This is a genomic window from Salmonella sp. JXY0409-18, assembly GCF_020268625.1.
Taxonomy (GTDB): Bacteria; Pseudomonadota; Gammaproteobacteria; order Enterobacterales; family Enterobacteriaceae; genus Salmonella; species Salmonella enterica.
Map to the genome: position 1 here is coordinate 2,856,684 of NZ_CP084216.1, position 14,592 is coordinate 2,871,275.

Here is a 14,592-nt window from a genome sequence, read left to right on the forward strand (position 1 = left end):
AAGGAGAACACGATGTCAAGTCCTGCTAATTTTAATGGTTTGCGCCCGGTAATTGATGTTAACGATTCCGTAATGCTTTTAATCGATCATCAAAGCGGTCTTTTCCAGACCGTAGGCGATATGCCAATGCCGGAATTACGCGCTCGCGCCGCGGCGTTGGCGAAGATGGCGACGTTAGCGAAAATGCCGGTCATTACCACGGCATCCGTACCGCAAGGTCCGAACGGCCCGCTGATCCCGGAGATCCACGCTAATGCGCCACATGCGCAGTACATTGCGCGCAAAGGTGAAATTAACGCCTGGGATAACGAAGATTTCGTTAAGGCGGTAAAAGCGACGGGTCGTAAGACGCTGATCATTGCCGGGACGATTACCAGCGTGTGCATGGCATTCCCGGCCATTAGCGCGGTAGCGGAAGGTTATAAGGTATTTGCCGTGATCGACGCATCCGGTACCTACAGTAAGATGGCGCAGGAGATCACCCTGGCGCGTATCGTACAGGCTGGCGTCGTACCGATGGATACTGCCGCGGTCGCCTCTGAGCTGCAAGGCACCTGGAACCGTGAAGACGCCGCCGCGTGGGCCGACGTTTATACTCAGGTATTCCCGGCCTATCAACTGCTGATCGAAAGCTACAGCAAAGCGCAGGATGTGGTGAAAAACAACGAAATGTTGGATTCACAGCGCTAATTTGCCCCCCCGCGCCAGTTTGGGCGGGGATTATGTCTATTGCATGAGCAAACGACAGTGAATATGTAAATTCTGCTTGACCGTTTTAGCGCAACTCCCTATAGTAGCGCCCCGTTGCCCCCCAAGTGGTCAGGCAGCAATACAATATGGTGAGGTGTCCGAGTGGCTGAAGGAGCACGCCTGGAAAGTGTGTATACGGCAACGTATCGGGGGTTCGAATCCCCCCCTCACCGCCATATTCAAGAAAGAGCTCGTACGAAAGTACGGGCTTTTTTTTCACATAAAGCCACCCTACAGGGGGGATGAGAACACCCGACCGGGGTTCGACAACTGGCGCAGCCAGTTGGACAGACGACGAGCTTGCGAGGAGACTGCCCGAAGGGCGAGCAAAGCGAGTCAATCCCCCCCTCACCGCCATATTTAAGTTGAGAGCCTGTACAGAAGTACGGGCTTTTTGCTTATATGTATCCCCCAAACCAAGGGGGGATGAGAACCACCGACCGGGGTTCGACAACTGGCGCAGCCAGTTGGACAGACGACGAGCCTGCGAGGAGACTGCCCGAAGGGCGAGCGCAGCGAGTCAATCCCCCCCTCACCGCCATATTCAAGAAAGAGCTCGTATGAAAGTACGGGCTTTTTTTCGCATTAAACCCCCGTCGATTACCGGATGATGACGCAATTTACAAGCGCCTTGTCCGCCTACCGCGAGCACAACGCCATCAGGCTAACTATTAGCCGGCGTAAAAAAACCGGGCGCTAAGGCCCGGTTTGTACGGCAGTGAAACGAAGATTAATGCGCGGCTTCCGGCTTGTGCTTTTGCGCACTCTGGAAGCCATACGTCAACGCATTTTTCTCTTTATCCAGCGCGACGGTGACCTGTCCGCCGTCAACCAGCGATCCAAACAGCAACTCATTGGCCAGCGGTTTTTTCAGGTTATCCTGAATCACACGCGCCATCGGTCGTGCGCCCATCGCCCGGTCATAGCCCTTTTCCGCCAGCCAGTCGCGCGCTTCCTGACTGACTTCCAGGGAGACGCCTTTCTGATCCAACTGGGCCTGCAACTCGACGATAAACTTATCGACAACCTGATGAATCACCTCGCCAGACAGATGATCGAACCAAATAATGTTGTCGAGACGGTTACGGAACTCCGGCGTAAACACTTTCTTGATCTCGCCCATCGCATCGGTACTGTTGTCCTGATGAATAAGACCAATAGATTTACGTTCGGTTTCTCGCACGCCGGCGTTGGTGGTCATCACCAGCACCACGTTGCGGAAATCCGCCTTACGGCCGTTGTTATCGGTCAGCGTACCGTTATCCATCACCTGCAGCAGCAGGTTAAAGACATCCGGGTGCGCTTTTTCGATCTCATCCAGCAACAGCACCGCATGAGGATGCTTAATCACCGCATCCGTCAGCAGCCCACCCTGGTCGAAACCGACGTATCCCGGAGGCGCGCCGATCAAACGGCTCACCGTATGACGCTCCATATATTCGGACATATCGAAGCGCAACAGCTCAATACCCAACGCTTTTGAAAGCTGTACCGTAACTTCAGTTTTCCCTACGCCAGTTGGCCCGGCGAACAAGAATGAGCCGACAGGTTTATGCTCATGGCCCAGACCCGCACGACTCATCTTAATAGCTTCGGTCAGCGCCTCAATCGCGTTATCCTGGCCGAAGACCAGCATTTTCAGACGATCGCCCAGGTTCTTCAGCGTATCGCGATCGCTCTGCGAGACGCTCTTTTCAGGAATTCGCGCAATTCGCGCCACTACGGACTCAATATCCGCCACGTTGACCGTTTTCTTACGTTTGCTCACCGGCATCAGACGCGCCCGCGCGCCCGCTTCGTCAATCACGTCAATGGCTTTATCCGGCAGATGGCGGTCATTGATATATTTTACCGCCAGCTCGACCGCCGCACGCACCGCTTTCGCGGTATAACGCACGTCGTGGTGCGCTTCGTACTTAGGTTTCAAGCCGTTGATAATTTGCACCGTCTCTTCTACCGAAGGCTCGGTAATATCAATTTTCTGGAAACGGCGCGCTAATGCGCGGTCTTTCTCAAAAATATTGCTGAACTCCTGATAGGTCGTTGAGCCGATCACCCGGATCTTGCCGCTGGAAAGCAGCGGTTTAATCAGATTTGCCGCATCCACCTGTCCGCCCGACGCCGCGCCAGCGCCGATAATGGTATGGATTTCATCGATAAACAGGATGCTGTTGGTATCCTGCTCAAGCTGTTTCAGCAACGCCTTAAACCGTTTTTCAAAATCGCCGCGGTATTTGGTGCCCGCCAGTAGCGAACCGATATCCAGCGAGTAAATGGTGCAATCGGCCATCACTTCCGGCACATCGCCCTGCACGATACGCCAGGCCAGCCCTTCGGCAATCGCCGTTTTGCCAACGCCGGATTCCCCCACCAGCAGCGGGTTATTTTTACGGCGACGACACAAGACCTGGATCGCGCGTTCCAATTCTTTTTCACGGCCAATCAGCGGATCGATGCCGCCCACGCGAGCAAGTTGGTTAAGATTCGTCGTGAAGTTTTCCATACGTTCCTCCCCACCAGCTTGTTCGTCGCCAGTTGGCTGATTGCCGAGATCGGAAGATTGGCTCGGTTCGTCTTTTCGCGTCCCGTGAGAAATAAAGTTCACGATATCCAGACGGCTCACTTCATGCTTACGCAGCAGATAAGCCGCCTGTGATTCCTGTTCGCTAAAGATAGCCACCAGCACATTCGCGCCAGTCACTTCACTACGCCCGGAAGACTGAACGTGGAAGACGGCACGTTGCAGGACACGCTGGAAACTTAACGTCGGCTGCGTATCACGCTCTTCTTCACTGGCAGGCAGTACGGGTGTGGTTTGTTCAATGAAGGCTTCGAGTTCCTGACGGAGCGCCACCAGATCCACGGAGCATGCTTCCAGCGCTTCGCGAGCCGATGGGTTGCTGAGCAGCGCCAGCAACAGATGCTCGACGGTCATAAACTCATGACGGTGCTCGCGCGCTCTGGCGAAAGCCATGTTTAAACTGAGTTCCAGTTCTTGATTGAGCATAGGCACCTCCCCCAATTTTTATACCTGCATTCAGGCTTTTTCCAGCGTACACAGCAACGGATGCTCGTTCTCCCTTGCATACTTGTTCACCATCGCCACTTTGGTTTCCGCCACCTCGGCGGTGAACACGCCGCAGATGGCTTTGCCTTGATAGTGAACCGCAAGCATCAATTGCGTTGCACGTTCTACATCATAAGAAAAGAATTTTTGTAACACGTCAATAACAAACTCCATCGGAGTGTAATCATCATTGACTAATATCACTTTATACATAGATGGCGGTTTTAGCGCGTCGCGCACGCTATCTTCCACCAGCTGGTCAAAATCCAGCCAATCGTTCGTCTTACCCATCGTCAGTCGTCATTATCGGTTACGGTTGTCGGCAGGAAAATCTGCCGCTGACCAGAGTCTATGCACACAATCAATCTACCTCAATTGATAGATAACTAACATCTATCAGTACCATCCGCGACATCTGTCACATTCCCGGCAATAGCGTTAACTGCTTCAAATTTTTGATTCATTTTTACCCGATCCCCCCTGCCTGATGCTTGACGCCTCGCCTGATTTCTCTAAATTGTAATGTCGAGAGTTGGTGAGGTTTTGAACAGCCCCCACTCCGTCACCGGTTCATTCCATCTTACTTATATAAGATTTACGAAGGATGTCGAAGCATGGAAACGGGTACTGTAAAGTGGTTCAATAATGCCAAAGGGTTTGGTTTCATCTGCCCTGAAGGCGGCGGCGAGGATATTTTCGCCCATTATTCCACCATTCAAATGGATGGTTACAGAACGCTTAAAGCCGGACAGTCTGTCCGGTTTGATGTACACCAGGGGCCAAAAGGCAATCACGCCAGCGTCATCGTGCCCATCGAAGCAGAGGCCGTTGCATAGCTCCTCTGTCTCATTGTGTACATCCAGGAGGCAAAATGCCAGCCCGATCGGCTGGCATTTTTATTTAACGCCAGTTCCTGATAGCGACACTGTTACATCTTATCAGGCCGACAAATGACGTCAGCAAGATTACTCCCTTGCCAGCGCATCCACCGGGTCCAGTCGCGCCGCGTTTCTCGCCGGTAGCCAACCAAACAGTATCCCAGTAAACGTCGAACATAAAAACGCGCTCGCCAGCGCAGTCAGTGAAAAACCGATCTCCCAGCCGGGCAGGAAAAGCTGTAGCATAAATGCGATGAACATCGACAAGCTAATCCCCAGCGCTCCCCCAACCAGGCAAACCAGCACCGCTTCAATAAGAAACTGCTGTAGCACATCGCTGGCGCGCGCGCCTACCGCCATACGGATGCCGATTTCACGCGTTCGCTCGGTGACGGAAACCAGCATAATATTCATAACGCCGATGCCGCCGACAACCAGCGAAATGACGGCCACCAGCGTCAGAAATAACTGAAGAGTATAGGTGGTTTTTTCAGCCGTTTTCAGGACGCTGTCCATATTCCAGGTGAAGAAGTCTTTTTTACCGTGGCGTAAGGTGAGCAGGCGGGTAAGCTGCTGTTCAGCCTGATCGCTATCAACGCCATCTTTCACACGAACGGTGATCGAGTTAAGCCATGACTGACCCATTATGCGATCTGACATCGTGCTATAGGGCAACCAAACTTGCAACAGATTGCTATTGCCGTACATGGACGGTTTCTCTTCCGCCACGCCAATAACAATAACCGGCATATTACCCACCAGCACCACTTCCCCTACGACATTCGCTTTATTTGGAAATAGCTGGCGTCGCGTGTTGGCATCTAGCACCACCACCTGCGCGCGATCCTGTTGCTGTACAGCATTGAAGGTGTTCCCCTCCCTAAAGGACATGCCGTAAACGTTAAAATAATCGCCACTGACGCCATTAGCATTTACGGCAATATCAATATTGCCATAGCGAAGACGTAGGCTCTTTGAAACGCTGGGCGTCGCAGAGTTAACCCACGGCTGTTTCTGAATAGCCACCAGATCGTCATATTTCAGCGCCTGTCGATACTGCGGGTTGTCGTCGCCAAAATCTTTGCCTGGATGAATATCAATCGTGTTAGTGCCCATAGCGCGGATATCCGCCAGTACCATCTTTTTTGCGGCGTCGCCGACCACCACAATCGACACCACCGACGCAATACCGATAATAATTCCCAGCATGGTCAGTAAAGTACGCATTTTGTTAGCGGCCATCGCTAACCACGCCATCGACAGCGCTTCGCGAAAGCTGCTGGCAAATTGCCGCCAGCCGGGAGCCGTATTAACTACGGCAACGTCAACGCCCTGTTCGCGTTTCTTTTCCTGCGCGGGCGGATTATGGACAATCTTGCCATCGTGAATTTCAATAATCCGCTCCGCCTGGGCGGCAATCAGCGGATCGTGCGTCACAATGATCACCGTATGTCCGCGATCGCGCAGTTGGCGCAAAATCGCCATCACCTCTTCGCCGGAATGGCTATCCAGCGCGCCGGTCGGCTCATCCGCCAGAATCACCTGTCCGCCGTTCATCAGCGCGCGGGCAATGCTGACACGCTGCTGCTGTCCGCCAGAAAGCTGTGAAGGTGGGTAATCGACGCGATCGCTTAATCCCAGCCGCAAAAGCAACTCTCTGGCGCGCGCCTGGCGTTTTTTGCGTTCAATGCCGGCGTAGACGGCGGGGATTTCAACATTTTGCGCTGCCGTTAAATGCGACAACAGATGGTATCGCTGAAAGATAAAGCCAAAATGCTCACGCCGCAGCTGCGCCAGCGCGTCCGGGTCCAGCGTAGAGACGTCCCGCCCCGCCACCCGATAAGTGCCGCTGGTCGGTTTATCCAGGCACCCGAGGATATTCATCAGCGTTGATTTTCCAGAACCGGAAACGCCGACGATCGCCACCATCTCCCCGGCGTGGATTTGCAGGGAGATATCTTTTAACACCGCCACCTGCTCTTCTCCTGAGGGGTAGCTGCGACTCACATTGCGCAGTTCAAGCAATGCTGTCATGGCGCCGCTCCTGGCCTGCTCTCGCCGATGATCACCTCATCGCCCGCTTCCAGACCTTTAACCACTTCCACGTCTGTATCGTTACGCTCGCCAATGACCACTTCGCGCTCACGTTTTTCGCCGTTACGCAACAGCGCCACTTTATAACGATTGCCGCCCACCGGTTCGCCAAGCGCGGCGAGAGGAATAATCAGCACATTTTTGACATCCATGAGTTGAATATAAACCTGTGCGGTCATATCAAGACGCAAGATTCTTTTGGGATTCGGCACTTCAAACCGGGCGTAATAAAAAATAGCGTCGTTGACCTTTTCCGGCGTCGGCAGAATATCTTTTAAAACGCCTTCATAGCGCGTTTGCGGATCGCCTGCAATGGTGAACCATGCTTTCTGCCCCGCCCGAAGATGGATCACGTCCGCTTCCGAGACCTGCGCTTTTACCAGCATGGTGCTCATATCCGCCAGCGTCAGAATATTGGGCGCCTGCTGAGCTGCAATCACCGTTTGTCCTTGCAGGGTAGTGATTTGCGTCACTTCCCCCGCCATGGGGGCAACAATACGGGTATATTCCAGGTTGGTTTTCGCGGTGTCCAACGAGGCCCGATTACGTTTGATCTGGGCATCTATGGTGCCAATACGCGCCTGTTTAACCGCCATCTCCGTCGCCGCGGTATCCAGATCCTGTTGCGATACCGCCTGAGTCTTAGCTAACTGCTGCTGGCGCGCCAGCGTAACCCGCGCCAGCTTTAACTCAGCGGCTGCCTGCTGACGCTCCGCGTTCAGCTCCATCAGGGTGGCCTCGACCTCTTTTATCTGGTTCTCCGCCTGATCTGGGTCAATCACGCCGAGTAGCTGATCTTTTTTAACGTTATCTCCAATGGAGACCAGCAGCGTTTTCAACTGGCCGCTCACTTGCGCGCCGACATCCACTTTACGCAACGCGTCCAGTTTTCCAGTCGCCAGTACACTCTGTTCAAGATCGCCTGGCCGCACGATTAATGTCTGATAAGTTGGCAGCGGCGCATTTATCATTCGCCAGCTAACCATCCCCCCCACTAAAAGAATTAAAATAATGGCCAGATAACGCTTTTTAAATTTCTTTCCCTTAGCACGCATAGAAACCCTGACGGCAAAATTTTAACCAGAAAGTAAACCGTATCTAAACAAACCTGACACAATAAAGATAGCGTCGGCTGTATTGACGATTGGTTAATGTTTCCTGTGGTTCAATCTCGACAATCTTATGTCGCGGATTACGATCATGACACAGCTTACAGATAATACCTGGTACACTTCAGATCACATCTCTCCTTTACAATTATTTATTCGTCTGACGCGCGGGCAATTACAGCCAGGAAAATTCTGGCGTAAAGCCAGCTTTCGTCGCAAGTTTTTAATCCGCTCATTAGTCATGCCGCGTGCGACCAGCCAATTACTGACCAATCTCACCCAATGGCCGGAGTTAAATACGTTACTTGCTCGTCAGCCGCGTTTGCCTATTCGGCTACATCGTCCTTATATGGCTGTAAATATTAAACGCGATTTCGCCTTAGACGCTCTGTGTTTTCATTATCAACAGATGCGCCAACTTTTATCGCGGGAACAACAAGTTAGCTATTTAAGTCAGTATGGCCTGAATCTTGCTAAATTTGAAACTAAAACCGGCGAGTTGTTTCAACTTGATTTAGTCAGTCTGGTCTCACTGGATAAAGAAGGTGAAAGCACTATTGTTGTTCGCGACGCACAGTTACGTATTCTGGCAGAGATCACATTTACCCTGTGTCGCTTTAACCAACAACGCACACTATTTATCGGCGGATTACAGGGCGCGGCAAACGACGTTCCTCACGAAATTATCCAGCAGGCGACCAAAGCCTGCCATGGTCTTTTTCCCAAACGCATCGTGATGGAGGCTCTCTGTCAGTTTGCGCAAGTCTTTCAGGCGGAGCAGATTATAGCCGTGAGTAACGATGCGCACGTTTACCGTAGCTGGCGATACATGGATAAAAAGACGCAAATGCATGCCGACTATGACGCGTTTTGGGAATCGTTAGGCGGTGAAAGAATTAAAGGGAATTACTATACGCTACCGCTGGCGATCGCCCGAAAAAGCGAAGCGGAGATCGCCAGTAAAAAACGGGCCGAGTATCGCCGCCGCTATGCTTTACTCGATAGCGTTGTCGAACAGGTTTCGGCCACATTCAAACGCTAATCCGCCCGGCCCCGCGCCAGCCAAACCACGCGCGAGAACATCTTTCTGAACAGCGGCGGCACGGCGTCAATTCCCCGCCGCCCGGCTTCCATCGCGACTTCAATCGCCAAATCCGGCTTTGACGAGCGGTGGATAGCTTTAGTGATAATTTTCCGGGTATTCATCGGTACATTAGGCGGAAGCTGCGCAACCCGGTGAAAAACATCGGCAAAGCCCTGACGATACATAAAATGTTCCATATCCAGCGCAGGCAGCGCCGTGAGATGTTCGCGTTCTTCTTCCCGATCGTTATTAAGCAGGCTGCGGACCGTCGCGGCATATTTTTTCCCCGCTTCGTCGCCATCCACCAAGACATGCCACTCGATTCCCATACGGCGGGCGAACTTCACCAGCGGTTTCAGACCGGACTGAGCAAACTCAATGACTTTAATGCCCTCCGCATCAAAATGATGTCCACACTGACGCGCCAGCTCATTAATAACCCAGGTTTCCGTCTCGCCTTCCACCAGTAGCCAGCAACGCGCAAACAGCGACGACGCGCGATTAAAGCGGATATGAAAGGCGATGCGCCGTCCATCTTCCGCGCTTAACCCGCCCGGGCCCAAACGCCAGGCGGCGACGCGGGAAGATTCGCGCACCAGCCGTACGACATGCTCCACCGGCGTTAGCGAGAGCAATTCGCCTGAGTTAGTCGTCGCTATCCGCTGTAGCGGTAACAGATTGAGCAATTGCCAGGCGACTGAAAGCATAATGGGATGTAAACGGGTTTCCGGATCTTCCACCAGAAGTAATGGTCGCGCGTCTTTATGTAACCGCAGCGTCCCTTTCGCCTGTAACAGCGTGGAGAAAAGCCCCAGCAGGATCACCCGATGCGACCGGCTGCCCGGTTTGTCGATCATCCGATTAATAATATCCAGATAGCGCCAGCTACGCTGCTCATTTTGCGAACGTCGGCGCATGAGTCGGTGACGCGCCTGTCCTGCGCCCTGCTCTGAGAAATAGTGTTCAAGCAGTTGCACCATCGCGGACAGTCCCTGACGAATCTGCCCGTCGGTTAAATTTTGCGGCCGGGTCGCCAGCTCACGCGCCAGAAAATCCAGCTGTCGGGCCGTGACTTCAACATCCGGCACATTGGGCACCGTACCGTTGCGAATACGTCGCATAAAGCGCGCATCGCGCAAACGTAGCACTGGCATCAGACGAACCAGGTGGCGCACCTGATCGTTAATATTTTCCACCGGCAATGGCTGCCCATCGCTATTGAGAAAACTGCGCAGCGTCATCACGCTACCATCGGCGCCGCATTCGCCCTCTAGCCGATAAAAAATACGGTGAAAATCATCCTCGCAAGGCGACCAGCATGCTTCCAGCGCTCGATAACGACGTACCCGATGCCGCCCTAGCTGCGTTTCGCGAAAAGTCAGAATAATATGCAGGTGATGCTCGCGTCCTTTTATGTCGCCAGGCGGAAACCAGAAATCCTCACGGACAAAATGGTAGAGATCGAGTTCCGGCGACAATAACAGAGTCAGCGCATCCAGCAGGCTGGATTTGCCCCAGGCGTTTTCCCCAATCAGCACGTTGTTTTGCTCCAGCATCAACGACAGTCGGTTGATACCGCGAAATCCCACTATTTCAACGCGTTCGAGAATCATGCTTCCTCCAGAAAAGCGTCACCACTCCATTAAACTCACCGCAGTATAACGGCAAATGCTTCCGCCTGGCGTGATATTCCCCCCTTTGCCTGAGGCAACTGTATGATAAATGTACGGCTGACGGTGTCGCTTTACTGATAGTCTGGAATTCGGTAGTGTCATGTACGCTATTCAAACAATAAAAAAGGGCCCGGCTGTTCATGTTTTCAGGACTTTTAATCATTCTGGTTCCACTGATTGTGGGCTATCTCATTCCACTGCGACATAAAGCCGCATTACAACTTATTAACCGGCTACTGAGCTGGATCGTGTATCTTATTCTCTTTTTTATGGGAATAAGCCTGGCGTTTTTGGATAACCTCGCCAGTAATCTGGTGGCGATTTTTCATTATTCCGCCGTCAGTATTACGATTATTTTATTGTGTAATATCGCTGCCTTATTGTGGCTGGAACGTATCCTCCCGTGGCGTCACCATCATCAGCAGGAAAAACTGCCTTCGCGTATTGCCATGGCGCTGGAGTCGCTGCAACTGTGCGGCGTAGTGGTATTGGGGTTTGTTATCGGCCTGAGCGGACTCTCTGTTTTACAGCACGCCACCGAAGCCAGTGAATATACGCTGATCTTTTTATTGTTCCTGGTGGGGATTCAGCTACGAAATAGCGGCATGACCTTAAAGCAAATTGTGCTTAACCGCCGGGGAATGATGGTCGCGGTCGTTGTCGTGGCAAGCTCATTACTGGGCGGCGTGATTAATGCGTTTATCCTGGATTTACCGCTAAAAACCGCCCTGGCGATGGCGTCAGGTTTCGGCTGGTACTCTCTTTCCGGTATTTTGCTGACGGAGTCGTTTGGACCGGTTATCGGCAGCGCGGCATTTTTTAACGATCTGGCCCGCGAACTCTTAGCCATTATGCTTATTCCCGGCCTGGTTCGCCGCAGCCGTTCAACGGCGTTGGGCCTGTGCGGAGCGACCTCAATGGACTTTACGTTGCCGGTATTACAGCGCTCCGGCGGCGTAGAGATTGTTCCGGCGGCTATCGTACATGGCTTTATCCTCAGCCTGCTGGTCCCCCTCTTAATGGCGTTCTTCTCGGCCTGATACCTCTTTGGCGGTAGGCATCTGCCGCCAAAATTGCGCTAAATCAATCTCCTTGCACATTATGGCAGAAATCCCTTTTATCCCTTTGTTCACAGGCATAACCTTAAACATGTATATTAAATATAACTTTAAAAGGTGTGACCATGTTTTGTGTGCAATGTGAACAAACCATCCGTACACCAGCCGGAAACGGCTGCTCCTACGCGCAGGGAATGTGCGGTAAAACAGCTGAAACGTCCGATCTGCAGGATCTGCTGATTGCGGCTTTGCAAGGTTTGTCTGCCTGGGCGGTGAAGGCCCGTGAATATGGCATCATTAATCACGACGTTGATAACTTTGCGCCGCGCGCGTTTTTCTCCACGCTGACCAACGTTAACTTCGACTCTCCGCGTATCGTCGGCTACGCCCGTGAAGCGATTGCCTTGCGTGAAGCGTTGAAAGCGCAGTGCCTGAGCGTGGATGCCAATGCGCATTGCGACAATCCGATGGCCGATCTGCAACTGGTTAGCGACGATCTGGGCGAACTGCAACGTCAGGCGGCGGAATTTACCCCGAATAAAGACAAAGCCGCCATTGGCGAGAATATCCTCGGCCTGCGTCTGCTGTGCCTGTACGGTCTGAAAGGCGCGGCGGCGTATATGGAGCACGCGCACGTTCTCGGTCAATACGACAACGACATTTACGCCCAGTACCACAAAATCATGGCCTGGCTCGGCACCTGGCCTGCTGATATGAACGCGCTGCTGGAGTGCGCAATGGAAATCGGCCAGATGAACTTTAAAGTGATGAGCATTCTGGATGCCGGTGAAACCACCAAATACGGCCACCCAACGCCGACTCAGGTCAACGTCAAAGCGACTGAAGGCAAGTGCATTCTGATCTCCGGTCACGATCTGAAAGATCTCTACAACCTGCTGGAGCAGACCGAAGGCACCGGCGTTAACGTCTACACTCACGGTGAAATGCTGCCCGCACATGGCTATCCGGAACTGCGTAAATTCAAGCATCTGGTCGGTAACTACGGCAGCGGCTGGCAGAACCAGCAGGTCGAGTTCGCCCGCTTCCCTGGCCCAATCGTGATGACCTCTAACTGCATTATCGACCCGACCGTGGGCAGCTATGACGACCGTATCTGGACCCGTAGCATCGTCGGCTGGCCGGGCGTTAGCCATCTTGAAGGTGATGACTTCGGGCCGGTCATTGCCCAGGCGCAGCAGATGGCGGGCTTCCCGTATAGCGAAATTCCGCATCTCATCACCGTCGGTTTTGGCCGTCAGACCCTGCTCGGCGCTGCCGATACGCTCATCGATCTGGTCAGTCGTAAAAAACTGCGCCACATCTTCCTGGTCGGCGGCTGTGACGGCGCGCGCGGCGAGCGTAACTACTTTACCGATTTCGCCACCAGCGTACCGGATGACTGCCTGATCCTGACTCTGGCGTGCGGTAAATACCGTTTCAACAAACTGGAGTTCGGCGACATCGAAGGGCTGCCGCGTCTGGTCGATGCCGGTCAGTGTAACGATGCTTACTCCGCGATTATCCTGGCGGTGACGCTGGCGGAAAAACTGGGCTGCGGCGTCAACGATCTGCCGCTATCGCTGGTGCTCTCCTGGTTTGAGCAGAAAGCGATCGTGATTCTGCTGACGCTGCTGTCATTAGGCGTGAAAAATATTGTCACCGGGCCGACCGCGCCGGGCTTCTTCACGCCGGATCTGCTGGCTATCCTCAACGAGAAGTTCGGTCTGCGCTCCGTGACCACCGTTGAAGAAGACATGAAGCAATTGCTGAGCGCGTAAGGAGGCCAATGATGACGATGCCAACCTCACAATGTCCCTGGCGAATGCAGGTGCATCACATCCGTCAGGAGACGCCGGATGTATGGACAATTGCGCTATTATGCCATGACTACTACCCTTACCGCGCCGGGCAGTATGCGCTGGTGAGCGTGCGTAATTCAGCGGAAACGCTGCGCGCCTACACCCTTTCGTCTACGCCGGGCGTCAGTGAATATATCACGCTGACCGTTCGTCGGATTGAAGATGGCACGGGTTCACAGTGGTTGACCCATGACATCAAGCGCGGCGATTACATCTGGCTGTCTGATGCAATGGGCGATTTTACCTGTGACGATAAAACAGAAGATAAGTTTCTGCTGCTCGCCGCCGGTTGTGGCGTAACGCCAATCATGTCGATGCGTCGCTGGCTGGCGAAATACCGCCCGCAGGCCGATGTGCAGGTCATCTTTAACGTCCGTTCGCCGGATGATGTGATTTTTGCCGACGAGTGGCGACAGTATCCGGTCACGCTAGTGGCGGAAAATCATGCCACGGAAGGTTTTGTCGCGGGCCGTCTGACCACGGAATTGTTACAGCGCGTACCGGATTTGGCATCGCGCACCATCATGACCTGCGGCCCGGCGCCCTATATGGATTTCGTCGAACAGGGCGTGAAAGCGCTTGGCGTAACGCGCTTCTTTAAAGAGAAGTTCTTCACGCCGGTGGCGGAAACGGCAACCAGCGGCCTGAAATTCACCAAACTACAGCCAGCGCAGGAATTTTATGCCCCGATCGGTACAACGCTGTTGGAGGCGCTGGAGAGTAATAAAGTACCGGTTGCCGCTGCCTGTCGGGCAGGTGTTTGCGGCTGCTGTAAAACCAAAGTCGTTTCCGGCGACTATACGGTGAGCAGCACCATGACGCTGAGCGAGGCGGAGATTGCCGAAGGTTACGTACTGGCCTGCTCCTGCCATCCGCAGGGCGATCTTGTTCTCGCATAATCGGTAAACGTTCCATAGTAGGCCCGGTAAGCGTTAGCGCCACCGGGCGATTTACCACTCACTTCATCCTTTCGCCCCTCTCTTCGCCAAAGAAAAACGTCATCGTCATCTTCAACTAAAC

General features: G+C 53.3%; 12 protein-coding genes, 1 tRNA gene and 1 other RNA gene. 8 read left to right on the forward strand and 6 right to left on the reverse strand.

Features of this window, described 5'->3' with window-relative positions; all coding sequences use genetic code 11:
- The first annotated feature begins 12 nt into the window (after positions 1-12).
- The 3 genes from LDB27_RS13845 to LDB27_RS13855 all read left to right on the forward strand — a co-directional run bounded on the left by LDB27_RS13845 (position 13) and on the right by LDB27_RS13855 (position 1,291).
- Positions 13-690: a hydrolase gene (locus tag LDB27_RS13845; protein WP_000097893.1), complete on the forward strand. Its 678-nt coding sequence runs from the start codon at positions 13-15 to the stop codon at positions 688-690.
- A gap of 148 nt (positions 691-838) precedes the next feature.
- A tRNA-Ser gene (locus LDB27_RS13850) sits at positions 839-926 on the forward strand.
- A 229-nt stretch (positions 927-1,155) separates the two neighbouring features.
- Positions 1,156-1,291: non-coding RNA, RtT sRNA (locus LDB27_RS13855), on the forward strand.
- 189 nt (positions 1,292-1,480) lie between these two features.
- Here LDB27_RS13855 and clpA read toward each other — a convergent pair.
- The 3 genes from clpA to LDB27_RS13870 form a co-directional block, all read right to left on the reverse strand.
- Positions 1,481-3,757, reverse strand: a complete 2,277-nt coding sequence (clpA, locus tag LDB27_RS13860) for an ATP-dependent Clp protease ATP-binding subunit ClpA (protein ID WP_000934064.1) — start codon at positions 3,755-3,757, stop codon at positions 1,481-1,483.
- Between the two features lie 30 nt (positions 3,758-3,787).
- Positions 3,788-4,108 carry an ATP-dependent Clp protease adapter ClpS gene (gene clpS / locus LDB27_RS13865; RefSeq protein ID WP_000520789.1) on the reverse strand — a complete coding sequence of 107 codons (321 nt, stop codon included), beginning with the start codon at positions 4,106-4,108 and terminating at the stop codon, positions 3,788-3,790.
- A gap of 95 nt (positions 4,109-4,203) precedes the next feature.
- On the reverse strand, positions 4,204-4,281 hold the full coding sequence (locus LDB27_RS13870; RefSeq protein WP_212742690.1) for a hypothetical protein: 78 nt from the start codon (positions 4,279-4,281) through the stop codon (positions 4,204-4,206).
- A 150-nt stretch (positions 4,282-4,431) separates the two neighbouring features.
- Here LDB27_RS13870 and cspD point away from each other — a divergent pair, with 150 nt between their 5' ends.
- Entirely contained in the window at positions 4,432-4,653 is a 222-nt protein-coding gene (gene cspD, locus LDB27_RS13875) for a cold shock-like protein CspD (RefSeq protein WP_000447499.1), read from the forward strand.
- Positions 4,654-4,782: 129 nt separating this feature from the next.
- Here cspD and macB read toward each other — a convergent pair whose 3' ends face one another.
- Both macB and macA read right to left on the reverse strand, forming a co-directional pair.
- Complete coding sequence (gene macB, locus LDB27_RS13880; RefSeq protein WP_000125899.1) at positions 4,783-6,729, reverse strand: macrolide ABC transporter ATP-binding protein/permease MacB; 1,947 nt, start codon at positions 6,727-6,729, stop codon at positions 4,783-4,785.
- Complete coding sequence (gene macA / locus LDB27_RS13885) at positions 6,726-7,844, reverse strand: macrolide transporter subunit MacA (protein ID WP_001201742.1); 1,119 nt, start codon at positions 7,842-7,844, stop codon at positions 6,726-6,728. Before macA ends, macB begins: the two co-directional genes overlap by 4 nt.
- Positions 7,845-7,989: 145 nt before the next feature.
- Here macA and LDB27_RS13890 point away from each other — a divergent pair, with 145 nt between their 5' ends.
- Positions 7,990-8,940: a VirK/YbjX family protein gene (locus LDB27_RS13890; RefSeq protein WP_001530492.1), complete on the forward strand. Its 951-nt coding sequence runs from the start codon at positions 7,990-7,992 to the stop codon at positions 8,938-8,940.
- Here LDB27_RS13890 and LDB27_RS13895 read toward each other — a convergent pair.
- Positions 8,937-10,595, reverse strand: coding sequence for an ATP-dependent endonuclease (locus LDB27_RS13895; RefSeq protein WP_000599759.1), 1,659 nt, complete (start codon positions 10,593-10,595; stop codon positions 8,937-8,939). The genes LDB27_RS13890 and LDB27_RS13895 overlap by 4 nt on opposite strands.
- Positions 10,596-10,795: 200 nt before the next feature.
- On the opposite strand from LDB27_RS13895, the gene LDB27_RS13900 reads away from it, so the two are divergent.
- From LDB27_RS13900 to hcr, 3 genes are all read left to right on the forward strand, one after another.
- Positions 10,796-11,695, forward strand: a complete 900-nt coding sequence (locus tag LDB27_RS13900; RefSeq protein WP_000491118.1) for a lysine exporter LysO family protein — start codon at positions 10,796-10,798, stop codon at positions 11,693-11,695.
- A 143-nt stretch (positions 11,696-11,838) separates the two neighbouring features.
- Positions 11,839-13,491: a hydroxylamine reductase gene (gene hcp, locus LDB27_RS13905; protein ID WP_000458787.1), complete on the forward strand. Its 1,653-nt coding sequence runs from the start codon at positions 11,839-11,841 to the stop codon at positions 13,489-13,491.
- Between the two features lie 11 nt (positions 13,492-13,502).
- Positions 13,503-14,471, forward strand: coding sequence for an NADH oxidoreductase (gene hcr, locus LDB27_RS13910; protein ID WP_000178698.1), 969 nt, complete (start codon positions 13,503-13,505; stop codon positions 14,469-14,471).
- Positions 14,472-14,592 lie beyond the last annotated feature (121 nt).